The sequence below is a fragment of the Psychrobacter sp. CMS30 genome, from assembly GCF_904846565.1.
GTDB classification, from domain to species: Bacteria; Pseudomonadota; Gammaproteobacteria; order Pseudomonadales; family Moraxellaceae; genus Psychrobacter; species Psychrobacter maritimus.
In genome coordinates, this window is record NZ_CAJHBF010000014.1 from 22,319 (window position 1) to 46,443 (window position 24,125).

17 protein-coding genes and 1 other RNA gene are annotated in these 24,125 nt (G+C 43.0%); 7 read left to right on the forward strand and 11 right to left on the reverse strand.

The features are described 5' to 3' along the window. Nucleotides 1-102: 102 nt before the first annotated feature. The 5 genes from JMX94_RS08635 to JMX94_RS08655 form a co-directional block, all read right to left on the reverse strand. A complete protein-coding gene (locus JMX94_RS08635; protein ID WP_201564970.1) occupies nucleotides 103-1,827 on the reverse strand; it encodes a sensor domain-containing phosphodiesterase in 1,725 nt (574 codons plus the stop codon). Nucleotides 1,828-1,890: 63 nt separating this feature from the next. After that, nucleotides 1,891-2,793 (reverse strand): 16S rRNA (uracil(1498)-N(3))-methyltransferase, encoded by a 903-nt coding sequence (locus JMX94_RS08640; protein ID WP_201564971.1) that lies wholly within the window; start codon nucleotides 2,791-2,793, stop codon nucleotides 1,891-1,893. Between the two features lie 172 nt (nucleotides 2,794-2,965). Next, nucleotides 2,966-3,814 carry a methylenetetrahydrofolate reductase gene (locus JMX94_RS08645; protein ID WP_201564972.1) on the reverse strand — a complete coding sequence of 283 codons (849 nt, stop codon included), beginning with the start codon at nucleotides 3,812-3,814 and terminating at the stop codon, nucleotides 2,966-2,968. A gap of 13 nt (nucleotides 3,815-3,827) precedes the next feature. Further along, nucleotides 3,828-5,252 carry an adenosylhomocysteinase gene (gene ahcY, locus JMX94_RS08650; protein ID WP_201564973.1) on the reverse strand — a complete coding sequence of 475 codons (1,425 nt, stop codon included), beginning with the start codon at nucleotides 5,250-5,252 and terminating at the stop codon, nucleotides 3,828-3,830. Between the two features lie 345 nt (nucleotides 5,253-5,597). After that, on the reverse strand, nucleotides 5,598-7,466 hold the full coding sequence (locus JMX94_RS08655; RefSeq protein ID WP_227673577.1) for a TonB-dependent receptor: 1,869 nt from the start codon (nucleotides 7,464-7,466) through the stop codon (nucleotides 5,598-5,600). 565 nt (nucleotides 7,467-8,031) lie between these two features. Between JMX94_RS08655 and JMX94_RS08660 the strand changes: the two genes are divergently transcribed. Further along, entirely contained in the window at nucleotides 8,032-9,981 is a 1,950-nt protein-coding gene (locus tag JMX94_RS08660; RefSeq protein WP_374220410.1) for a mechanosensitive ion channel family protein, read from the forward strand. A gap of 102 nt (nucleotides 9,982-10,083) precedes the next feature. Here JMX94_RS08660 and JMX94_RS08665 read toward each other — a convergent pair whose 3' ends face one another. From JMX94_RS08665 to JMX94_RS08685, 5 genes are all read right to left on the reverse strand, one after another. Beyond that, the gene (locus JMX94_RS08665; RefSeq protein ID WP_201564976.1) at nucleotides 10,084-10,716 is read right to left on the reverse strand and encodes a DNA-3-methyladenine glycosylase; all 633 of its coding nucleotides are present in this window, start codon (nucleotides 10,714-10,716) and stop codon (nucleotides 10,084-10,086) included. 161 nt (nucleotides 10,717-10,877) lie between these two features. Beyond that, the gene (locus JMX94_RS08670; protein ID WP_201564977.1) at nucleotides 10,878-11,609 is read right to left on the reverse strand and encodes a Smr/MutS family protein; all 732 of its coding nucleotides are present in this window, start codon (nucleotides 11,607-11,609) and stop codon (nucleotides 10,878-10,880) included. Between the two features lie 78 nt (nucleotides 11,610-11,687). Then, on the reverse strand, nucleotides 11,688-12,569 hold the full coding sequence (trpC, locus tag JMX94_RS08675) for an indole-3-glycerol phosphate synthase TrpC (protein WP_201564978.1): 882 nt from the start codon (nucleotides 12,567-12,569) through the stop codon (nucleotides 11,688-11,690). A 130-nt stretch (nucleotides 12,570-12,699) separates the two neighbouring features. Next, nucleotides 12,700-13,836 carry an anthranilate phosphoribosyltransferase gene (gene trpD, locus JMX94_RS08680; protein ID WP_201565016.1) on the reverse strand — a complete coding sequence of 379 codons (1,137 nt, stop codon included), beginning with the start codon at nucleotides 13,834-13,836 and terminating at the stop codon, nucleotides 12,700-12,702. A 118-nt stretch (nucleotides 13,837-13,954) separates the two neighbouring features. Next, nucleotides 13,955-14,578, reverse strand: coding sequence for an aminodeoxychorismate/anthranilate synthase component II (locus JMX94_RS08685; RefSeq protein ID WP_201564979.1), 624 nt, complete (start codon nucleotides 14,576-14,578; stop codon nucleotides 13,955-13,957). 779 nt (nucleotides 14,579-15,357) lie between these two features. Here JMX94_RS08685 and glnA point away from each other — a divergent pair. Both glnA and JMX94_RS08695 read left to right on the forward strand, forming a co-directional pair. After that, nucleotides 15,358-16,767, forward strand: coding sequence for a type I glutamate--ammonia ligase (gene glnA / locus JMX94_RS08690; protein ID WP_201564980.1), 1,410 nt, complete (start codon nucleotides 15,358-15,360; stop codon nucleotides 16,765-16,767). A gap of 190 nt (nucleotides 16,768-16,957) precedes the next feature. After that, nucleotides 16,958-17,797, forward strand: coding sequence for a DUF4124 domain-containing protein (locus tag JMX94_RS08695; RefSeq protein WP_227673578.1), 840 nt, complete (start codon nucleotides 16,958-16,960; stop codon nucleotides 17,795-17,797). Nucleotides 17,798-17,956: 159 nt separating this feature from the next. Here the strand turns inward: JMX94_RS08695 and JMX94_RS08700 are convergent, their stop codons facing one another. Then, a complete protein-coding gene (locus JMX94_RS08700) occupies nucleotides 17,957-18,673 on the reverse strand; it encodes an SIMPL domain-containing protein (protein WP_201564981.1) in 717 nt (238 codons plus the stop codon). Nucleotides 18,674-18,940: 267 nt separating this feature from the next. Between JMX94_RS08700 and ffs the strand changes: the two genes are divergently transcribed. From ffs to JMX94_RS08720, 4 genes are all read left to right on the forward strand, one after another. Next, nucleotides 18,941-19,037: signal recognition particle sRNA small type (ffs, locus tag JMX94_RS08705), an RNA gene on the forward strand. Nucleotides 19,038-19,241: 204 nt separating this feature from the next. After that, the gene (locus tag JMX94_RS08710) at nucleotides 19,242-19,838 is read left to right on the forward strand and encodes a LemA family protein (protein WP_201564982.1); all 597 of its coding nucleotides are present in this window, start codon (nucleotides 19,242-19,244) and stop codon (nucleotides 19,836-19,838) included. Between the two features lie 50 nt (nucleotides 19,839-19,888). Further along, a complete protein-coding gene (locus tag JMX94_RS08715) occupies nucleotides 19,889-23,050 on the forward strand; it encodes a M48 family metalloprotease (protein ID WP_201564983.1) in 3,162 nt (1,053 codons plus the stop codon). 84 nt (nucleotides 23,051-23,134) lie between these two features. Next, on the forward strand, nucleotides 23,135-24,025 hold the full coding sequence (locus JMX94_RS08720; RefSeq protein ID WP_201564984.1) for a hypothetical protein: 891 nt from the start codon (nucleotides 23,135-23,137) through the stop codon (nucleotides 24,023-24,025). Nucleotides 24,026-24,125 lie beyond the last annotated feature (100 nt).

Genomic DNA, 24,125 nt, shown 5'->3' on the forward strand with positions numbered 1-24,125 from the left:
TCATCAACCTGTCTTGCATCCTATATATCATCGACCTTACAGAATAAAACGACTCGCAATAACTCTATGAAAATGTTATCAATCTACTTTTATGGGACAGTATTAAGAAGGATTGTTTTTGGACAAATGTTGCTGCGTTAATAGCACGGTTGCTTGCTCAGCCGTCATAGGTTTACCAAACCAATAGCCTTGCCCGTACTGGCAACCCATGTCTAAGAGTAAATCACGCTGCTGCTCGGTTTCGATGCCTTCGGCGATAACCTGCATATCAAGCGCCTCCGCTAAATCCAAAATCGCTTTGACAATCGCGCGCTGTGTACGGTCATCTGTGATTTTGGAGATAAAGCTTTTATCAATTTTAATAAAGTCAAAAGGGTACTCTTGCAAGTAACTCAATGAGGCATAACCGGTGCCAAAGTCATCAAGCGCCAGACAGATGCCGAGCTCCTTGAGTAAGTTAAGCTGCTTTTTGACATTGGCATGGCGCTGTATTAAAGAAGATTCTGTCACTTCAATATGCAGTTGGTGGGCGGCAATATCATGCTCTACTAGTAAGTTACTGACCATGTCAAAAAAATCAGGATGGCTAAATTCAGCGGCATCAGCATTGATACAGATGTGTTGATCAAAGCCCAAACCTTGCCAAATTGTTAGCTGCTCGGCGATTTGAACCGCCATTTGCGAAAATAACTCAAGCGATAGTTTATGAGAAATGATGGCATCGATAAAATCAATGGGTTTTAATAAACCGCGGCTAGGGTGTTGCCAGCGTACTAACGCCTCAAAACCGGTAATCATGCCTGTGTCTAAGGCAAATTTAGGTTGATAGTAGGGTACAAATTGCCCTGCATTGGTGGCAGCTCTCAGCTCAGATTCTAGCTGTATATTATGCGCATTGACCTCATTTATGGCTTTATGATACCAACAGACATCATCGCCACCCTGCCGTTTGACATAATTCAAAGCTTTTTCGGCTTTGGTCAATAGGCCGATAAATTCATTACCATTTTCAGGAAAATAGCTTACCCCGACAGAGATATGGCAATAGACCTCGGTGCCTTTTGCCGTGTTGCCATTTAAGAAGAAAGGGTGCTCGCACATTTGCATTAAGCTGTCTAACTGATGGCGCACCATATTGGCATCATTACATTCAAACAATAAGGCAAAGTCATCACCGCCGAAATGAGAAAAACAGCGTAAATTATCAAGCTCCAGCTCAGTAATACGTAGGACGAAATTTTCTACTAGGGTATTGATTGCATCTGGTCCTAATAGACTGGCAAGGTCGCGATAACGGTCAATGTTAAAACGCACGACCACCACTTCTTGATAGCTGTCTAACAACAATTCACTGGTTTGACTTAAAAACACTTTACGGTTCGGTAGTCCGGTCAGCTGGTCATAATTCAGCAGGTGCACCACCTTTTTTCTGTTTTTAGCAAGCGTCGCCATATCACGAATGGTACCGACGTAATAAGGGGTATCTTCTAGATAAATTTTGCGATAGGTGATATGGCAGTCGATGACTTGCCCGTAGCGGTTTGCCATTGAAAAGTCAATTTCACAAAATCCTGTACTGTCCAAGCTGTTAATCAGATTTTTGAGCACTGCCTGTTCATCTTCTGACAAAAACTCAGCAGCATATATCCCAAGTGGACGCCCAAGCAAAAAATTTTCTGTATAGCCAAGCATCAGCTCATAGTTAGCATTGACGGATAAATAGCGTAATTTTTCGTCCAATATGAATATGGCGTCTTCAAATTGCTCGCACAATTTGACCAATAGTTGCTGTTTATCTGATATTGGCATAGGGGTGAATGCGCTCATAATGGACTCATAACATCGAAATTAAATAATAAATGGGCTTGGTAATGGTGAACAGTTTGTCCACTATTGATTTAAAGCATGCATAGTTGCCAATGCCGACAATGTCGCCAGTGCAACCACGGGCGCGGTTTCAGTGCGCAGAACCCGTGGGCCAATTTGCCAAGGTGCAAAACCCACATCCGCAGCTTTGGCGCATTCATCAGCGCTAAGCCCGCCTTCAGGTCCGATTAATAATTCGATATAAGGCGCATGTTTTTTTAAAACGACAGGCAGGGCTTCAGGCATCAGGGGTTGTCCTGCTGCTGGCACACTCAGTTGCAGGCGCAAATCTGCTGGCTGCTGTAATACTTTATAATAAGTATCTTTACTCAGCTCAGCCACCATAGGGCTGACGACCATTTCTTTTTCGCTAGCTGCTACATTTAATAGCCAGTCATCAATCGATAATGGCGCGATAATAAGCGGTGGACGGTTAAGACCGCATTGCTCACAGGCGGCGATGGCGACTTGCTGCCACTGTGCCAGTTTTTTCTCTACTTGGGCAGGTTTTAGATTGACCTCGCCATGATGGCTGCTCAGCAATTGAATGGCAGTCACACCAAGCTCAGTGGATTTTTGAATGGCGTAATCCATTCGCTCACCGCGACTTATGACCAGACCGATTTTCGTCAATACAGCGGCATTGCGGTCAGTATTTACATGAGCCAATAACGTTGCAGTGGCGTGCTTTTTGCTGATGGTTTGTAGCTGTACCTGATATTCACCGCCGAAACCGTCAAACAAAATCCCTTTATCGCCAATATTAGCGCGTAATACACGGCACCAATGATGGACGATGCTTTCGGTTAATTCGACGCTGGCACCGATAGGCAAGGTGCTAAGCTGAGGGTAGGTTGCAGCCTTTTCATTTTCATTGGTAACGTCATTACTAATGTTGCTATCGGTGGCATAAAAGAAACGTCGCAAAATACTTATTCCTATAATAGGTGTTATGATATTTTTCAATATCTTAGCAGAATATCATTTGAGTGGGTAAAGGGATTGTCACTAATGGAACTCGCATAACTGCAATTCCCATACCAAAAAAGACTGGCGCTCCTAGGAACGCCAGTCATTAAGCAATACATTCGATAAATATTTAAGCAATCAGGCCTAAGGCTTCGACTAAGCGCTTGTTTGGCTCAACCTTATTCATGCTATAAAAATGCATGGCAGGTACGCCCTCGCTAATTAATCGCTCGCATAAACGGTAGACGACATCAAAGCCGAACTCACGAATAGCAGTACGGTCATCACCGAAGTCAGCCAAGCGCTTACGTACATAACGTGGAATATCAGCGCCACAGCTATCGGCAAAGCGCACTAGATTACTAGAGTTAGTAATCGGCATAATACCAGCTACCAATGGCTGTGCAACCGTATCAATACCGCGTTTTTCTAAGGTATCACGCAGATACAAGTAGCTATCAGCATTATAGAAAAACTGGGTAATTGACGCATTGGCACCCGCTTGGTATTTATTCACCAAGTTGTCAACATCAAACTCAAAGCTACGCGCTTGTGGATGCATCTCAGGATAGGCTGCGACTTCGATACGGAAGTGATCGCCTGAGTATTCGCGGATAAACTTAACCAAGTCTAACGCAAATGGCAGCTCGCCCATACCAACCTGACCGGATGGCAAATCACCACGCAGGGCGACCAAGCGTGTGATGCCCAAACTCTTATAAAGATCGAGCAACTCAGCGATTTCCGCTTTGTCATCACCAATACAAGACATATGCGGCGCAATATCAGTCTCACCGCGCGCGCACAAAGCTTGAACGATATCTAAAGTACGGCTACGGGTTGAACCGCCCGCACCGTAAGTCACTGAAAAGTAAGCAGGTGATAGCTTATTTAACTCATCATAAGTGCTGAGGAGCTTTTCGTGTCCTTGCTCGGTTTTAGCTGGAAAAAACTCAAAGGAGAAAGCAGGCTTAGTCACAGTCTGGCTCCTATTAGTATTTATAAGCGTCAGGCTTAAATGGACCTTCGACAGGTACGCCTAAATACTCCGCTTGTTTTTCAGTCAGCTTAGTTAGCGTACCGTTAAAACCAGCAACCATCGCCGCAGCCACTTCTTCGTCTAGCTTTTTCGGTAAGACTTTGACGTATAAGTTATCAGTACGTGTGTCAGCTGGCAAGTCGGCGAATTTTTCTTCAAACAGATACATTTGCGCCAATACTTGGTTGGCAAATGAGCCGTCCATTACACGCGATGGGTGACCGGTTGCATTACCCAAGTTCACTAGACGACCTTCAGCAAGCAGAATCAAATAATCGTTTTCATCGTCTGAGCGGAAGATTTGATGCACTTGTGGCTTAATCTCAACCCAGCGCCAGTTATCACGCACAAACTGCGTGTCGATTTCGGTGTCAAAGTGACCGATATTACAAACGACAGCACCTGGTTTAAGAGCCGCTAGCATATGTCTGTCACAAACATGGTAGTTACCGGTAGTGGTGACAATCATGTCGGTATCTTCAAGCAGACGGGTGTTGATGTTTTCTGCGCCGCCAGTGTTATCGCCGTTGATGTAAGGAGATAATACTTCAAAGCCATCCATACAAGCCTGCATAGCACAGATAGGATCGACTTCTGAGACACGGACGATCATGCCTTCTTGACGTAAGCTTTGCGTAGAACCTTTACCAACATCGCCATAACCGATAACTAAGGCGCGGCGACCAGCAAGGAACATGTCAGTTGCACGCTTGATAGCGTCGTTTAAGCTATGACGGCAACCGTATTTGTTGTCATTTTTAGACTTAGTAACCGCGTCATTGACGTTGATCGCTGGTACTTTTAGCGTGCCTTTATTGAGCATCTCAACCAAGCGATGTACGCCTGTAGTAGTCTCTTCTGAGATACCATGGATGTTATCAAGCAGCTCTGCATAATCATTATGAATCAACGCGGTCAAATCACCGCCGTCATCTAAAATTAAGTTTGCATCCCAAAGCTGACCTGATTCTTCACCGCCAACGTGGATTTGTTGACGCAAGCACCATTCGTACTCTTCTTCAGTTTCGCCTTTCCAAGCATAAACAGAGATACCAGCAGCAGCAATCGCCGCAGCAGCATGGTCTTGGGTTGAGAAAATGTTACATGAAGTCCAGCGTACTTCAGCACCTAACGCGACTAATGTCTCGATAAGGACAGCAGTCTGAATGGTCATGTGGATACAGCCAGCGATTTTCGCGCCTTTAAGCGGTTGATCGGCTTCGTAGCGACGACGCAACCCCATTAGGGCAGGCATTTCGGCTTCAGCAAGTGAGATTTCACGGCGACCATAGTCAGCAAGGCTGATGTCGGCGACTTTATAGTCGGTGAAAGAGGGATCGATCGTATGGGCAGATGGGGTGTTAGACACTGCGTCCATAATATGCTCCTATCAGTTAATAGATAAAAAGAATAAAAACGCAGGTGCCGTTATTTGCGCTGTCAATAACCAAAAATTGGCAATCGACAGTTAACCGAGCCTAACATAACAAATAATTTGCAAAGCGATAAAGCTTCAATGCAATAAGCATTCATTATGGCGCAACACCTCTCGGAGGTCGTTATTGTAATAGATGAATCTGCGATTGTCACCTATTGGATAACATAAATATTAGGCAGCATCGGCATAAGTGATTTTGCCTTTTTGGCAGGCACAAAAAAAGGCCATCGTTGGATGACCTTTTATAATTAGACAAACACTAAATTTTACGCTATTAAAATCAGCTTAGAACCAGTTATAAGTTAAAGAGCCGAAATAGCTGGTGCCTTCTGTGGCGTACTCATTGCCGAATTGACTGGCAAGGGTATATTCCTCATCAGTAATATTATCTATACGCAAGTTAGCGCGAAGTTTAGGCGTAATATAGGCGCTGCCACTTAAATTAAGCAAGGTGTAGCTATCCAGTTTATTATTTTCGGCAGTACTTCTATCATCCGTATGTTTGGCTTCAAGACGAACATCGAAAGTAGGTTGTTGATAACCAACATAAATCATACCGCTATTTTTAGGACGGTAGGCAAGCTGTTGGTCATAGCTGGTGCTATTGGCAGTTTTGTCCTTTGCATCTAAGTAGTCGTAACCAAGACCAAATATAAAGGCATCCATATTCCAGTCTGAGGTTAAGCTTAAGCCTTTGATTTTCGCTTCACTGATGTTTGTAGCATTAGCAATGAGGTCCTCTGCATCTGTATGATAGCCTGTCAATCGAGACGTCTGCATGTCATTAGCATATTCAACGAATACTTCTGTGTTCTCTGTTCTTTCAGGTTTTAGGTTGGGGTTGCTGAAACCAGGCCAGTATAAGTCGTTAAACGTAGGGGCACGAAAACCTGTGGCATAATTTGCGCCAATGCGCATACCTGCCATTGGATGTATGGCAGCCCCTAGATTGTAAGTGCTCTCATTACCGTATTGAGAGTTGTCATCTACACGATAATTGGCTTGTAGGTCGTAATAAGACTCTGACAATTGATAGCCAACAAAAGCACTTTTAACGGTTCTGTCGTCAGGGTCATAAGCGGTTTGAACAGGAGGAGTGGTGTCAGGGTAAGGTGGATAGACTAAAACATCTGAGGCGTCTAATTTTTGTGATAACCATTCTGCGCCAACGATAATAGTACCAGGCTGCGCGTTAATACTGGTCTCTAAGCGTGCTTGCTCTTGCGTGTTATCGAACTGACTACCTTGTTGATAGTTAATAGAGTTGGCATCATGAGAAGTGGCTTTATCAACACTTTGTCCATAGCTAAGTTTGCTGACCGTTAAAGGCGTTTTGTATTGAAGATAAGCATTTGCACTGCCATTTTTTTGATCTGAATAGGCATTTGGAAACGCGTTTCCTGCTGAGTCAATGTCAGTAGTGGAGTCGGTATACAAGGCACTTATTCCCGCGCTTAGCGAGTCTGATAGCTTGTGCTGCAATGCCAAACTGGCATTGGTCGATTTGAAACCATCATCGTCCGCATTGTAATCGTAAGAATTGGCATTAGCAATCGCGTTAAAACCGTCTGTTTCATTGCGACTGACACCTAAGCTCAATGATGAGGTTTCATTTTTAAGCTGACCTGTTACGCCAACTTGGTAGTGATCATTACTGCCATAACCAACAGTCGTAAAAACATTGGATTGTTCTACATTATTGCCCTTGGTGAAAATTTGAATAACACCGCCCATAGCATCAGAACCGTAAATACTAGAACCTGAGGCACCATATAAAATTTCGATGCGATCAATTTGGTCGGCGGATAATAAGTTCAGAGATGGGCTGCCCAAAGAGATAGAACCATATCGTATACCATCGATAATCACTAATACTTGCTTACTATCAAAGCCGCGCATATAAAAATTACTGGCTGTACCCATGCCGCCACTTTGAATAATGTTTATACCAGGCTGATTCTTCAATATATCAGTAACTGTCTGACCCTGATAACGTTGTAGCTCTTCTTTATCAATCACCCGAGTCTGAGCAATGACATTGCTGGTCTTAGTCGGTGTACGTGTGGCCGTGACGACGATTTTATCAAGCTCAACTTGTGGCAGCTCGCTATCATCAATAGCGCTACTGTCAGCAGTCGCGGCTGTAGCACTCATGGCAAATACGCCTAAAGCACTTAAAATACACAACCGAAGATAGGTGGTCGAAGACGAACGGGATAAAGCCATATTTAATTCCAAATTGATCATGTCAGAAAGTTACAGATGCGAAAGCTGAGACGCTAATATTTACAAAAAGTATTACCTATATTACACGCGCTTATTATCTATAAAGTTCTCTTACTTATAAACCACTTTAACCTAATGTTTATTCATTATAAGCTGAGCAGCTTTCATGATAGATGGTTGTTTATGCACTTAAATGACTTAATTAAATAAAATACACTACAGTGGGTATATTCCTAAATTACATAGGTAGAGCGGCGATAAGAAGTGAATGCCTAAATATAAGAAGTTAAAATATAATTGCCTAATAAAGACTGCGATAAAAACACGCAATCAAAAGCATTGCCGTCATAAATAATTGCTATCATAGGGCAGGTTTTATCTATTTTTCTGTTGTGCCATTCATCAAGCTAAGAGGTTTGTTTTGTCTATTCAGCGTTATCTGAGTGCTCGTACCGCGCCATCTCTATCAATCTCATCTCCGAAAACGCCGCTTATGATGACGGCGTTTCTGTTTGCGATGATATTGAGCGTATTAAGCCTATTAAGCATCGTCTTTTCGCATAGTGCGACTGCCGCCGAAGCCAGCATACTCGGTGTGGGTGGTCAGAGTGAGGAGACGACCAAAACCTCGATACCAGATTCGTTTGGTCGCGATACGCCGCGCCATACAGTACAAGGGTTTATCGGAGCGTTAGGGGAAAACGACTATCTGCTGGCAAGCAATTATTTAAATTTGTCCAAATCTGATAATCCAACCACCATTGTGCGCCAGTTTAAGCAAGCGCTCGATGCCGGTGGACGTTTTCAGCCTGACTTACAGATTAACAATACCCCTGAGGGCAATTTAACCGATCAGCTACCACCTAGCCAAGAAAGCGTGGGCGTGATTAATGTTGGCGATAAAAGCGTGCCGCTGCTGCTCGAAAGGGTTGTGTCTAAGGAAGGGGAGCAGTATTGGCAGTTTTCGAGTGACACGCTTGATGCTGTACCAGAGGTGATAGAGAACTATGAGCCGACGTTGGTTTCTCGCTATACCATTGATTCATTAGAAGGCAAAAAGCTGTTTGGTTACCAGATGGCGGATTTATTTGCTGCCCTCACCATGATTGTCAGTAGCTTTATACTGACTTATATTTTGGTTTGGCTGCTCTATCACTTATTAAAACTGGCTTATCCGCGTATTCGTGGCGAGGCATTACCCTTACCTGATAATGTGATATTGCCACTGGCAGTAGTGGTTATGGCGCTGATATTGTCCGAGGTGATGGTTTATGCGGGTGTCTCAGTGACATTGCGTGAGCCGGTCAATCGCTTTACTGATATTGCCTCTTGGGTGGCGACCACTTGGTTGTTATTACGCGTTATCGATTCGATATTTACCCGCGCGGTCAATTTAAGCTATAAGAAAAACTATACCGAACGTGTTTCTATCTTGGGGCTGCTGCGTAAAGTGGTCAAAGCCCTATTATTGATATTTGCCGTTATCGTCATCTTTGGTAATTTGGGCTTTGACTTGACCACAGGTATTGCGGCATTGGGGGTCGGTGGTTTGGCCTTAGCCCTTGGTGCGCAAAAGACGATTGAGAACTTGGTTGGTAGTGTGGTGGTGGTAGCGGATTCGCCCGTGCGTATCGGTGATTATTGTAAATTTGGTACCTATGAAGGCACGGTTGTCGATATTGGCATTCGTTCATCACGGGTACGTACCTTGTCGCGCACCATCGTCACTGTGCCAAACGGTGATTTTTCATCGATGCAAATTGAAAATTTTACCTCGCGTGATATGTTCCGTTTTTTGCACCAGTTATATCTCAAGCGTACCGCTGATATTGAGGTGGTATTTAAAATGGTCAAAGACTTGGATGCGTTTTTAGATGAGCACTATCTAACCAACCAAGAATGGAATCAGGTCAATATTTTAGAGCTACGCCAAGATTGCTACGTTATCCAATTACAGGCTTACGTCAATGCCAATGGAATTACCGAGTTTTATGACAAACAAAACGTGTTATTTGTCGACATCTTAAACCAAGTAGCGAAATACAAGATCGAGCATGCCTTGCCAACCCAGCAGCTGATTGTCAATCAAGCTGAGCTTGAGCATCAAATGTTAAATGATATCGAGGATAATGGTAGTGAAGCGGTAGAAGACAATTTAAGCACTGATGAGAATAAGACTGAGGTTAATCATGACGTCAATCATGACGTTAATGACATCAGCAACAGTGATGATATAGACGGTGAGCAGAATGGGGTTGATTTAAGCAAAGAGGTGGACAAAACCAAGGATAATAAAGCAGCTGAAATCCAAGCAAACAAAGAAGCCAAGCATAAAAAAATTAACTTAGATAAAGAGCGTCAACAAAAAAGAAAGGCATTGGTAAAAAATAAATTTAAGCGTGCCAAAAGAAAATTTGGTTTTTCTATTTGGAATCAGCCTTAGGGTGTCATGTGATAGTTTTGCTTAATAACTTACGCCACGTTTTGTTCGTCAGAGAGCTATTTAGTTAGATGGCTATAAATGTACGTCTTATAAAAGTGCCGCTTATAAAGGTACGGCATTTTTTTGACGTAAGAAACCATAGTATTGCCATAGCAATAAGCTGGCAGCGCTACGATGCGGCGACCAATCTTGAGTCAGATTTTTTAATTGTTTTGGCGTTGGGCGTTCTGCTAGCCCTAACAAGTCCATTGCCGCCACTTTAATCGCCAAATCATCGACTGCCAGCACATCGGCTCGTTGTAATGAAAACAGCAGATACATCTCAGCCGTCCCGCGCCCAATACCGATAACGGCGGTCAAGGTTTTGATAACTTCGTCATCGGGCAGGGCTTCTAAGGCGGCAAAATCTATATTGTGCTCGACTAAAGAGCGCGTATAACGAATTTTTTGCTTGGATAGCCCCTGTGCTCGTAAGTCCTCATCTGTCGCTGCATGAATCGCTGACGGTGTCGTCAATCCTGTATCTACTAAGCGTTGCCAAATGCTTGCTGCCGCTGCTACAGACAGCTGTTGCCCAACCATTGCTCTCATTATTTGTGTAAAGCCGCCAGCATTATGGCGTAAATCAGGCACGCTAACTTGCTTATAAACAGGCGCAAATCTTGGTTCGATAGCAATCAAAGCGCTGATATGCGCTTTTAATTCTTTAATATCTTGGATAGTTTGTATGGTCATAATAATTCTGATTTCACTGTTTTTTAAACGGAAAAATAGAGATATAAAAATAATGGCGTATATAGTTAAAGCTTATGATTAAAAAATTTTATGATTTTCTTTATAAAAAAGGACTGCCAATTGCAGTCCTTTTTATTGCGATACTAAGCTAAAACTAAAAACTACTCGCCATCATTTTTAGGCTTTTTAAGTAAGACTAATACTGCGCCATTACCACCATCTTTAGGCGGGGCAGAGCAAAATGCCAATACTTCTGGTAGTTGACGCAACCAACCATTAACGCATGTTTTTAAAATCGCTTCAGAACCTTTACCATGGACAATTTTTACCATGGTTTCATTGTTTTGCTTTGCTTGGCTTAGTAGTTGGGTCATTGCCACGCGTGCTTCTTCGATGGTGCAGCCATGAATATCTACCGCATCATACCAACGTAGCTTGCCTTTTTTGAGTTGATCAAAGATTTTGTTTTGCAAGGTAGGCTGCTTATAAGACAAGTACGCTTCAGCAGCGACCGGATTGAGTAATGCTTGCATATCTGACAAGCCTGCGCCCAAATCACTTGCTTCACTACCTTGAGCTGCGGCACGTTTGGATAACGTTGCGGCGTCAAGCTTGCCGGCTTTTGAGGCATTGGCAGGCGAGCGTACATTTTTATCTTCTAATTGATTGACGCCATGCATCGCTTGCATAAATAGCACTTTATCGTCGTCGATATGTTCGCTATCTAATTGCTTGACCGTTTTTTTAACTTGTTTTTGCGTCAACAGTGACACAGGTTCGGTTGGCTTTTCATTGTCGCCATCCGCTGAGTTGGTATCACGACCTTTACTCAGTTGCCCTTTGAGCTCTTTTAATTGGTCTTGCATTTCTTTTGAAAACAGAGAGTTTGACATAATAGTTAACGTATCGTTGGTGAGTGAATGAGTGGCTTAATGGTTTATATAGTACATAAAAAATCGATTTAGCTTACTTTACGCCTGTGCTGCAACGCTCGCAAGTAAGGATTGTAACGCTTGCCCTGGATGATCGGTTTTCATAAATTGTTCACCGATTAAAAAGTGCTGAATATCGTTATTGAGCATCAAACGAATATCGTCGCTGCTATGGATACCGCTTTCGGTGACAATCAGTGGCGACGTCTTTGGTAACAGCATGCTGCTATCAACATCAGCTGCTAAGGCTTCGATTAATATATTTTTTAGCTCGAGCGTGGTTTGTAAGTCGACATCAAAGGTATTTAAGTCACGATTATTAATACCATAGATATTGTGCGCTGAGCGTGGCAGTTGTAGGGCGCGCTCAAGCTCAGCCTTGGTATGTACTTCAATCAATACATCCATACCAAGCTCGATGCTTAGCGCGTGCAATTCTTGTACTTGGGTATCGTCAAGGCAGGCCATAATTAGCAAGATGCAATCTGCACCCATCAAGTAAGATTGATAAATCTGATATACATCTACCATAAAATCTTTGCGCAATATCGGTAAGCTGCAAGATTCGCGTGCTTGGATTAAGTAGCTATCATCACCTTGGAAATAATCACGGTCGGTGAGTACTGATAAACAACTGGCACCGGCTTGCTCATATTGCTTAGCAAACAGCGCGGGCTCAAAGTTATGATTGATAATACCTTTAGATGGCGAGGCTTTTTTAATCTCAGCAATGATACCAATATCAGCGCCGCGTAAAGCACTGGCAAAACCGCGACGGGGCTGTGTATCAGCAGCAACTTGTGCTTTTAATGCCTCAAGCGATACTGCTGCACGAGCAGCAGCAACTTCCTCATGTTTGGTGGCGACGATACGCTGCAACACTGAAGGAATAGCGGTGTCTGATTTTAGATTGGCGGTCATGGCTATACTCCGTTATTTGGTAAAAAAATTAGGGTAACAATTAGGCAAATAAATTAAGGCTGCATAAATAGTTGCGATTAACAAGGTTATGAGTAACGTACTTTTTTATTAATGCTAAGCATTTAGCTTATTAAGCTTGGTCAGCTAATTGCTGCGTATATTTGGCTAGGTCATCAAGCTTAATTAAAGCATCACCATTTTGAATGACTTTTTGTGCGCGGCTCACGCCATTCGGATAGTTACTGGCAAGTCCTGCGGTATATATCGCGGCACCGGCATTTAAGGCAATCATATCACGAGCTTTTAGGACAGCGCGGTCGGTAGTATCTACTCCTGATAAAGCGGCACGAATCAGCTCAAGACTTTGTGCTGGAGAATCTACATCAAGGCCAATTAAGGTTTGTGATTCGACGCCGGCATCTTCTGGCATCATCTCATAAACAGATATTTCACCATCTTTTAACTCAGCCACCGTGGTCGAGGTCGCGAGACTGATTTCGTCCAAACCATCTTTTGCACCGACCACCATCACATGGCGCGCGCCCAAGTTTTTCATCACTTTTGCTAAAGGCTCACATAGCTGCGCGGTAAAGACGCCGATAACGAGATTTGGCGTGCCAGCAGGGTTGGTCAGTGGACCTAAGATATTAAAAATCGTCCGCGCTTTTAGCTCACGGCGTACCGGATTGGCGTAGCGCATCGCACTATGATGATTGGGCGCAAATAAGAAACCAATGCCTTGATTTTCAATACATTGCTGCGCTTGTTCGGGGGTCAGCGTAAGGCTAATACCTGCTTGTTCAAGTAAGTCTGAGCTACCAGATTTGGTCGAAACGCCGCGGTTGCCATGCTTAGCGACTTGCGCCCCCGCTGCGGCTGCTACCAAGGCTGCGGCTGTTGACACGTTAAATAAGTTAGCCCCATCACCACCTGTACCGACGATATCGACCATATAACGACAGTCTTTTGGGCTGATATTGGCGGCTAAAGCACGCATGGCGCTTGCTGACGCTGTAATCTCGTCAATTGACTCACCTTTCATACGTAAACCAGTCAAAATCGCGCCCATCATAGCATCGCTACATCTGCCTTGCATGATAATGAGCATGACTTGATACATCTCATCAAAGGTCAGATCAATATGCTGAAAAATCCTGCCTAAAGCGGTGGTTAGGAGTTTATGAATATTCTCATCTGAGAGCTGATTGATGTCTTCAACCGCTTTCTGCGTTTGGTTAATTTGATTGCTCTTATTAATCTGTTCCATCATTGATTTTTCATCCTGCATAGCGGCAGAGGTCATAATATTCTCACTTATTATTATCTTTTATAATTGTCGTATAAATACATTCATTGGGTTAAATAGAGTTTTTCTTTTAAAACAGCTAGCCTACTTGCGGTAGCTCATCTGACGATATTACGGCTAGATTGTGCGTTTGTAAAAAGTTATTCAGCAGCTGATAACCGGCTTCGCTTAAAATCGACTCAGGATGAAACTGAACGCCCTCAATTGCAAACTCGCGGTGGCGAATGCCCATGATTTCCTCAATATCGCCATTAGCATTTTGAGTCCAAGCGCTAACCTCAAAGCATTCTGGTAAGCTTGCTTGCTCAATCACTAGCGAGTGATAACGGGTAAACTTTGCTGGATTGGGCAAGTTGACAAACGCCCCTTGTCCATTATGATAAATAGCCGATAAACGCCCATGCATGACCTCGCTTGCTTTGACGATTTTGCCGCCAAACGCTTGGCCAATGGCCTGATGACCCAAGCAAATACCTAATATCGGGATAATGCCTTTAAACGTCTCAATGACCTCTAACGAGATACCGGCGCGGTCAGGGTCACAGGGGCCAGGACCAATAACAATGGCATCTGGCGCAAGCGCTTTAATCTCATCAATACTGATGTCATCGTTATGCCAAACCCTGATGTCCTGCTGCAATTCACCGAAGTACTGTACAATATTGTAGGTAAAGCTGTCGTAATTATCGATCATCAAAATCATTATGTTTTCAACTTAGAATCTTTAACTTAGTATTTCTAACTTTAGAATCTTAGACGTATTGCTATGCAGGTACTTTACGGTTTTATGCTTGGTCATGATAGTTTTTATGCTCATTTATAAAGCGCAGCCATTTTTATAATGCGAAAGGCTTGTTAAGCTTGCGATATTAAACGTCGTTATCTTAACACTATTTTGCCATCTATCAAATGTAGCCCAGCCGCCCTCTAATAGATAACGGATGCACTATAAAAGTGCGACAATTATTAATAAAGTGCTATTTATGCGCTTCTATAGTGCGTTTATCGTTATGTTATACTTTCATGGTTAAGGATTACAAACTACCGTTGTCATGCAAATCATTTTTTAGTATGCCAATATTTCTGACATAACTATCTGTATTTACTATTAATAATTATGATTTACGGCTTTGTATTATATTAAAATTTTTATAGTGGTACTCAGAATTGGCATAGCAGTTGCACCCATAATCAGTATTAGTAACTAACGTTACGAAACAATGTGCTACGAAACAATGCGCTACGAAGTAATGCGCTACGAAGGAATGCAGCGTTATTTATTAATATGCATTTGAACAGTTCAGCATTATGAGCCAGATGTTGCTAAAATAGCTGCTGCTTGTAGTCGGTTAAGAAAATTACCGTTAAGAGTAAAGAGACATACTGAGTAAATAACGCTGATAATACCGATTTTCTAGAATCTAATATTTTTAATCCTAAGTTTTAATTTCAGTACCATGATAACCATAAGGGAAACTATCCATGTCGAATAAACTACTTGATCTTATCAAATCATCCAATGCCAAATGGGTCGATTTTCGTTTCACCGATACGCGCGGCAAAGAGCATCACATGAGCTTTCCAGCGCACCGCGTTGACGAAGAAGTGATGGAAGATGGCAAAATGTTTGATGGCTCATCGATTGCTGGTTGGAAGGGTATTGAAGCCTCAGATATGATTTTACGTCCTGATCCAGAGACCGCCTTTATCGACCCGTTCTTTGATGCGGTTACGGTGGTTGTGACTTGTGATATCATCGAGCCATCAACGCTACAAGGCTATGACCGTGACCCACGCTCTATCGCCCGCCGCGCTGAAGAATACTTAAAGTCTACCGGTATTGGTGATACGGCTTTTTTTGGTCCTGAGCCTGAGTTTTTTGTATTTGACGAAGTAAAATGGTCGATTAACATGTCTGGCGTCAGCCATGAAATCGTTGCTGAAGAAGCGGCTTGGTCAACCAATAAAGACTATGAGTGGGGCAATATGGGGCATCGCCCACGCGTCAAAGGCGGCTATGTACCAGTACCACCCGTTGATAGCTCACAAGACATGCGTGCAGTGATGTGCGAGCGTATCGAAGATATGGTTGGTGAAGGTTGTATCGAAGTCCATCATCATGAAGTTGCCCCTTGTCAGTTAGAGATTGGCGTTGCCTTTAATACGCTCGTTCGTAAAGCGGATGAAGTGCAAAAGCTAAAATATGCGGTCCATAACGTTGCCCATCAGTTTGGCAAAACCGCAACCTTTATGCCAAAACCAGTGGTCGGTGATAATGGTTCAGGCATGCACGTGCATATTTCTATCTCAAAAGACGGTGTCAATACCTTCTCAGGTGATGAATATGCTGGTCTTTCAGAAACCGCGCTATACTTTATTGGCGGTGTTATCAAGCATGCGCGTGCCTTGAATGCGATTACCAACCCATCGACCAACAGCTATAAGCGCCTTGTGCCTCATTATGAAGCGCCTATCAAGCTTGCGTACTCAGCGTCTAACCGCTCAGCATCTATCCGTATTCCACACGTTAGTAGCCCAAAAGCGGTGCGTGTTGAAGCTCGATTCCCTGACCCAGCAGCCAACCCATACCTAGCGTTTGCGGCGTTATTGATGGCAGGTCTTGATGGTATTCAAAACAAGATGCATCCAGGCGAAGCCGCTGATAAAAACTTGTATGACTTACCACCAGAAGAAGAAGCACTCATTCCAACGGTTGCTGAAAACTTAGAAGTGGCGCTACAAGCGTTGAAAGAAGATCACGAGTTCTTATTAAAAGGTGATGTATTCACTAAAGAGATGCTAGAAGCCTATATTGCGCTTAAACAAGAAGAAGTACAGCGCGTCAACATTACTGTTCATCCAGTTGAGTTTGACTTGTACTATAGCTGCTAATCTATAGTTAAAACGCCAAATTCTCGATAAAAAAACCAGTTAAGTAATTCTTAGCTGGTTTTTTTGTTCAATCAAAGTGCGTGTTTAATTGGTCGATTTAGTGTGAAGTCATTGCTGATTTAATGTTAAAAATATCGCATAATGGTTTCATCTATATATTAATAATAAATATCTACTAGGCTAACTGACTATGATTTCATCATTAAAAAGTACTGTTTTCAATAAAAGGTTGTCGCTAAGCCTACTAACAGGTTTGATTATCAGCACAGCCAGTCTCTACGCACCTGTGGCAAATGCCGCTGCTATTTATAAAGTTGTTGATGAGAAGACCGGTCAAGTCACCTTTACCGACCGTCCGCAGAACTATGAACAGCAAGCAGGCAAGCAAATTAGCCAAACCAGCGTCATGACTAGCAGCGGCAGTGTGGGTGTGGGTGCAAATAGTTCTAGTCAAACAAGTAATGCCAACAATCAGCCTGTCAATACCGCCCAAGCGCCTGCTGCTGCTAATACCACTGGCACCACTGCCAACAGTGACTCAACCGCTAATAAAGCGCCCATTAACTATCAGCTGACCATGACAGAGCCTAGCGAAGAACGGGCGTATCGTCGTCCCGTACAAACTATTGAGGTAAAGGTGCAAGTAAAACCGGCACTACAAGCAGGCGATAGTGTCAGCATTTACTTAGATGGTAACGAAGTGGCGCAGGGTTTGAGCGCCTCGATTGCAACTGTCGATATTCTGCCGGGTACGCATAACGTTAAAGCCGTGATAAAAAATAAGAAAGGGCAGATAGCAAAACAGGTCGAGCGTACCGTCTATGTCATCCAAAATACGCAAACCTTGCAAAAAAATAAGAAATTAGCAGAGCAGTTTTTGGCGTATCAGCGTCTGCCTTGGTATCAAAAAGTGTTACTAAAAATGCGTCAAGATGGCAAACAGCCTAATATGTTGTCATTTACTAAGCCAATAGTTGATAAACCCATAGTTGATACACCCATGACGCTTGAAGAACCGGTAAAAAAATAACTCTGAATCACTGTGTTAAATGTTAATAATAAAAAGTTAGCGGTAATATATTAATAATAATTGATAGACATAAAATAAGGGCAATCACTGAAAGCAGTGATTGCCCTTATTGGTAGGAGTTAGTAATAATATCTATTGCTTAACTCATTACCTCTGCATTTATTTCGTTAACTCAATCGTGCCATTCGCAGTCACTGAAATGGTACTGTTGCCCGATTCAAAGCTTTGGCTTGGTACTGAGGCATCCGCCGCTTCAGCTTTCATATTCATCGCGCTATACATAGGGCGAGGGTAGTTGCTGCCGGCATTTAGATTGACAGTGACGACGCGATAGCCACGCGCATCCCATGCACGAGTCAGGTTTTTAGCCTGCTGCTGAAAAGCACGAGAAGCATCGGTCATAAGCTTTTGCTCTAGCGCATCTTTTTTAGCGTCTGAAACCCCAAAGTTTAGGTTTTCCATCACTAAGGTCTCTTGCAAGTCTGCAATCAGCTGACTGGTCGCGGCAAAGTCAGTGCTCTTTAAGTCGATGCTGGCTTGTCCTGTCCAACCAATGATTTTGTCATTTTTATCATAGCGCGGATAAGTGCGCTGCTGACCGGTACTGACCGTCACACTAGGGTAGCGTTTGGCGATTTTCATCGCGTTATTGATCGAAGTATTAAGCGTTGTAGCTAGCGTCTTAGCATCTGTAGCCTGTGCTTTTTTATACATACTGGCGCGAACTTCATCGTTTTGGACTTCTTCTTTGACTTCTGTTTGAAAAGTCAGCTGATCGTAGCCTGTGGGTTCTGCATGGGCGCTACCCATCATCGCGGTCAGTAAGGCGGCCGTACCCGTAGCAAGTGCGGCTTTGTTCATCCAAGTGTTTTTCATAATTATCTCCTAATGAGTGCTAGTAATGGTAATCTCAATTATCTGAGTCACATTGATTTACGTTGTTATAATGCGCATTGTTATATCCGCTGTTGTTTGTATTCATTTTTTATTCAACAGACCTTAGGTAAAATAGCAAAAAATACACGGGTTGCTGTGAGAATTTTGTCACTTAAGTTACAGGCTCATTGAGTCTCTAAAGCAAACAGTTTGACGATAGGGGTTGTAATAATAAAAAATTCTTGTATAATCTGCAACTGGTGGCTCCATTGGTAGCCTCGCAACATTGTTCTATGAATCCCGCCGGGACCGGAAGGTAGCAACGGTAATAGTTATAATGTGTGCCGAGGATGTGCTGATGGGGTCGCTTTTTTGCCTAAAATTTGCTGATACTCCTGCTATATCGTTTTAAAGAGTCAAACCTAATAATAAGTCCTTCATTGTAAAGGGCTTTTTTTCGCCTGCATTTCGTCCGATTTTGGACTTTGAGCAATATATATGGGGTAAAATACATTGTAGTAACCTTTATTAACAATAGTATAAATACAAAACCTTTTGGAGTCTGATAATGAAAATGTTTGTTTGGTTATTCATTGCAGTGGTCATATTGATTGTGGTTTTTGGGGTGTCAGTATTTAATAAGCTGGTACGTGCCCGTAACCAAGCAAAAAATGGCTTTGCGCAAATCGATGTACAGCTAAAGCGCCGTCATGATTTGATTCCAAATTTGGTCGAAACCGCCAAACGTTATCTGACCCATGAAGAAGAGACGCTGACTCGCGTGATTGGCGCGCGTAATCATGCTCAGAGTCTGCAAGATTCTACTAAGCATCAGCCAGACTCCCTTGAACACATGGCGTTGTTTGCCAAAGCAGAGAGTATGTTGTCGAAAGCCTTGGGGCAATTCTCAGCGGTTGTGGAGGCTTACCCTGAGCTAAAAGCGGATAGCATGATTAAAGAGCTGATGGATGAGCTGACCAATACCGAAAACCGGATTGGCTTTGCCCGTCAGCATTATAATGACAGCGTAATGTTTTATAACAATGACCGTGAAATGTTCCCAAACAATCTTGTCAGTAGCACCTTTGGCTTTCGTCCACTTAGCCCGTTGGTGTTTGAAGACAGAAAGGCAATTGCTCAAGCACCTGTTGTCGATATGGGCTGATATTTACATAATGTCAAATGCACTTAGTTATGGTTAGGTAAGAGTAATAGATGGATTTTTTTGGTGCACAGCGAACCCGTACTCAGCGCAGCTTATTGCTCTATGGGCTATTTTTTCTGATTGTCTTTGCCCATATTGCGGTGGCACTTGGTGTTATGGCGCTGCTGCTGACGCTATTTACCGGTGGCATTTATCATTGGGTATTAATACTGGTGGTCGTATGGACAATCGGTAGCTTTGTTGCGGGCAGTTTTTTAGAGTATAGACGCTTAAAAGCAGGTGGTCGTGCGATTGCTCAGCGCGTGGGAGCGGTGCGATTGTTTATCGACCACAGCCAAGATGCTTGGGAGCATAGCCAAGGGGTTGCTCATCAGCATGAGCCTGCAGCAAAGGTTCGCTTTAGTGCCCGGCATATTGCGGTGCGTGATGAGCGTGATTTCCCGCCTGTCTATCGGCGTTATTATGAGATTGCCCAGCAGCTAGCCATTGCTTCCGGTTTGCGTATGCCAATTCTCTATGTGCTGCCTGATGAGCAAGGTATCAATGGCTTTGTCGCGGGTCGCCATAGTCAGGATATGGTGCTCGTCGTCACTCAAGGCGCGCTAGATAAGCTATCTGATGAGGCGCTATACGGGCTGATAGGGCATGAGTATGGTCATATCTTACATGGCGATGCGACGTTTAATTTACAGCTAATGGTGGTGTTAGCAGGCTTGCAATTACTCTATGACTGGAGTGATTCTATTAATAATTTTGGTTCTAGTTATAAAGTCAGTCATAAAAACAGTCAGCAAAACTATTTTGATGGCTCTTTTATTAATAGTGCGGTCAATCAAAGCAACCCTTTACCGCAAAGAGCGATTGATAGCCATGCGCGTAGCACTGAAGCGCAGACAGCCAACTTTACCACTCATAGTGAATGGGTCGCCTACTGGCAAAGCCAATCACAAGGCCAGCAATCATCAGCTAAGAGCCAGTCACGATGGCTACAAAATAATAATAGGTTTGATAGTCAAGTACCGCGCAATATTTGGACATTATTAATACATGGATTGAGCTTTTCCAGTATGGCTAGTGCGCAGCTGATTAAGCACAGCTTTAACCGTGAGCGCGAGTTGCTTGCTGATGCGACCAGTGTGCAGCTGACACGTTCGCCGGCGATTATAGAAACCCTAAAAGCCATTCATCAAGATGCGCTTGGTTCGCGCTTAACTGGCATCGCCGATATCAATGGATTAAGTCATTTCTTTTTTGCCAGTAGTGGTGCCGATTTGGGTGACGTATCGTGGTTTGCCACCCATCCAAGTTTGGCTGAGCGCATGAGTGCCATCAATGCCAATGCTTATCATGATTTTGCGATGCAGGTTGCTAAAGAAAAACGCATCAATCAACAAAAGATTAAAGAGATATATGAGCAGCGCCGCTTAGGTGATTGGGGCGTGATAGTAGCAAATAGCCTAAGCAATAATAAGCAAGAGAAAAATGCATATCAATCGCGAGTATCTGCAGTTCAATCAGCGTCAGATATTCATAAAAGCGCGACCGATAAAAACCGATATTCGGCTGATAAAAGACTTAATAGTAACTTCAATGATGTTATTGAAAAAGATGCTATCGAAAAAGAAATCGCTGCCTTTTCTACTAGTGAGATAAATAATGAATTGCAGGACGATAACGGGCTTGAATTTGTTATAGAGCAAGATGTTGTTATTGATGGGCGTTTGCAGGTGCAAGCAGAAGATGTCGGTACTCATCAGTTGCTTAAGCCATGGCAAGCCAAACCTGATAGTGATTTGCCGTCTGATACATTGGTTGGTATTGATGACATACAAAAAGTCTCGCTACCGCAGTATGTGCTCAATCACAGTTATCACCCGCTAGGGGCGCAAGCTTTGATTGAAGCCATGCTATTTTGTCATCAGGGTTGTGTGCTTTCAACAACAGCAACTTATGATTTAACTGATATCTGGCTTGGGCTTGATGAGGATAAGAAGTTTTCTGCTGAAACTGATTCTAACTCTAAAACTGATACAAGCGGCAACACACAAATTTTACCGCATACACTCGATCATAAATTATTAGCGGCAGTGGCAAATCTTGATCGGCGTCTAGACAGCGCTTTGATTGCGTTAGCGCTAAAGCAACTACGCCAACATAATCTATCAGAAAACGCTATCGATGAATTGCGCTTAAAATATGAAGACAGTCATAGCAATCAAGATCATCAACATTATATGCAGCAAAAAAAGTGTCGGACGATGTTAATTCGTTATCAGCAAGGTATCATTCAGCTGTTTAAAAACTCCCTTACGGCTGATTTAAGCCAAAAATTTGCTGATACTATAGATAATGATGCTTCTATTGATAAGTCTCAATCATTATTAAATCCTTTAGAGAATACGCGCTCTCGGTTGTCTCGGTCGCCTTCGATTTTAGCGTTATGGCAGGCGCTACAGCTGCAGCAATTATTACCCGTATTGTCTGCCGTATTAAATGATACACAGGTTCAGTCGCATCTTCACCCTCAATATCCATACTATCAATGGCAGCAAGTATTGCACGCTGGCACGGATGATATTTATGCTCAGCTTGACCCGTCAGGACAGGTGTTTGATGGTCTTGATGTTGCCGCGAAAACAATGCTTACTTTATTGGCTTATCGCTTATCAAAGGATGCTAAAGGGCAGATAATATCTGCACTAGATAGCTCAGCACCTATCTCAACACCTATTTCAGTGCTCAGCTATAATAGTGCTAGCGTTGCTCATTATCTTGTAGATTTACGCCGTCATGCACGTTTGATTGATATTGATTTAGCAGCCGTTAGTGAGGCAAATTTGCAATGGTTGTTATTGACTGCGCAAAGTTTAAATAGTGTTCAATTACTGGCATTGATAGAAACGGTACCTATTTTTATAGCATCTGCCAGTCAATCGTCTAGTTCTCAAGCCAAAGGTGATGATAATTATCGACAGAGGCAACAGGGCGGCGCTCAAATAGATTATAATGCTCATATACAGGACGGCAATGCAGATAGTGTAGATAAGGCGGGCAATGATAGTACGCGCCATTTTTATGCTTATCATACGTACCGGCAATGGCTGAGTACGTTGCATACAGTGATGTTACACGATACGATAGTCAGTCAAGATGAGTATGATTGCTTGACCGAGTTTGCCAATCATTGGCTAGGCGTTCGGCAGCTTTTTTAAGCAATGTCATTAATTGCATTTGAGTATTCTTTTGATAGTAAAAGCCTGTAAATCCATTTTAGATAAGTAGGATAGTAAATAAGCATGAGTGATATTCAAGACCCGCTAATTGTATTGCAGCATCGTATGCAGCAGCGCCAGATTTTAGCGATGATGGGTATCAATCAGTGGGTGCAGCCAAGCTCTGAAACCATGAATATCGCCGATATTTCTGCGCCTGCCTTGCCTGAGCAGACTACCGCTAACTCAACTTTAGCTAATGCCGGCACTCTATCTAATGCTACAGCTTCTTTTACAACGAGCACTGAACAGCCAAGCATTGAATCTTCTAATATTGAATCCCCAAATATTAATGCCATATCAGATATGGTAGATGATGAGTCTAATCATTCTTATGATGACGCTAATGAGACAGGTTTAAGTCATTCTGACCAACAAAGCCCCGTTACCTATAGTTTTGACTCGACTGCCCCTGACATCTCTAAGCCCGCCGTTACCTCACTTGTAAATACTGTCGTTCAGCAAGCTGCGATTGATAATGTAAATAATGCTCCAAGCTTTGAAGATAGCAGTTTTAAAGAGAATAACTTTAAAGACGATAGCTTTAAAAAGGTAGTACCATTTGATTTACAAGGTGGTCGCTATGGCGATTGGGTAATTTTGGTTGATATCCAAGCCCTTAATAATGACAGCCAAAAGCTTTGGCAAAATATCACCCAAGCGCTATCCATCAGTTGTGAGACAACCTCATTTCCTATTTGTGAAGGTATGGATACCGCTGAGCTTGCCAATGCCAGCCTTGCAGGATATGTCTTTAAGATTGGTCGTCGCGAAGAGATAAAAGTGGCGGCATTGACCGTATTACCTGACGGTCTTGAGCATCCGAACTTTACTACTGTGCCCACACTTGATGACATGCTTGCTGATAGTAGCCTTAAACGTCAGCTGTGGGAGCAGTTATCAAAGCAGAATTAAAGGGTTGCCACTTACTATTATTACGACTACTACGACAGAGATTAAAAAATAACGATAACATTCACCTTTAACCTTTAACCTTTAACCTTTAATAACCACG

Bases quoted from the DNA above. Each gene is read 5' to 3' on its own strand.
- JMX94_RS08670 (WP_201564977.1), bottom strand. From the start codon at position 11,609: ATGTCAAACTCTCTGTTTTCAAAAGAAATGCAAGACCAATTAAAAGAG.
- glnA (WP_201564980.1), top strand. From the start codon at position 15,358: ATGTCGAATAAACTACTTGATCTTATCAAATCATCCAATGCCAAATGG.
- JMX94_RS08685 (WP_201564979.1), bottom strand. From the start codon at position 14,578: ATGATTTTGATGATCGATAATTACGACAGCTTTACCTACAATATTGTA.
- JMX94_RS08710 (WP_201564982.1), top strand. From the start codon at position 19,242: ATGAAAATGTTTGTTTGGTTATTCATTGCAGTGGTCATATTGATTGTG.
- JMX94_RS08655 (WP_227673577.1), bottom strand. From the start codon at position 7,466: ATGAGTGCTACAGCCGCGACTGCTGACAGTAGCGCTATTGATGATAGC.
- JMX94_RS08665 (WP_201564976.1), bottom strand. From the start codon at position 10,716: ATGACCATACAAACTATCCAAGATATTAAAGAATTAAAAGCGCATATC.
- JMX94_RS08635 (WP_201564970.1), bottom strand. From the start codon at position 1,827: ATGAGCGCATTCACCCCTATGCCAATATCAGATAAACAGCAACTATTG.
- ahcY (WP_201564973.1), bottom strand. From the start codon at position 5,252: ATGGACGCAGTGTCTAACACCCCATCTGCCCATACGATCGATCCCTCT.
- trpC (WP_201564978.1), bottom strand. From the start codon at position 12,569: ATGACCGCCAATCTAAAATCAGACACCGCTATTCCTTCAGTGTTGCAG.
- JMX94_RS08700 (WP_201564981.1), bottom strand. From the start codon at position 18,673: ATGAAAAACACTTGGATGAACAAAGCCGCACTTGCTACGGGTACGGCC.
- JMX94_RS08720 (WP_201564984.1), top strand. From the start codon at position 23,135: ATGAGTGATATTCAAGACCCGCTAATTGTATTGCAGCATCGTATGCAG.
- JMX94_RS08715 (WP_201564983.1), top strand. From the start codon at position 19,889: ATGGATTTTTTTGGTGCACAGCGAACCCGTACTCAGCGCAGCTTATTG.
- JMX94_RS08695 (WP_227673578.1), top strand. From the start codon at position 16,958: ATGATTTCATCATTAAAAAGTACTGTTTTCAATAAAAGGTTGTCGCTA.
- trpD (WP_201565016.1), bottom strand. From the start codon at position 13,836: ATGGAACAGATTAATAAGAGCAATCAAATTAACCAAACGCAGAAAGCG.
- JMX94_RS08660 (WP_374220410.1), top strand. From the start codon at position 8,032: ATGATGACGGCGTTTCTGTTTGCGATGATATTGAGCGTATTAAGCCTA.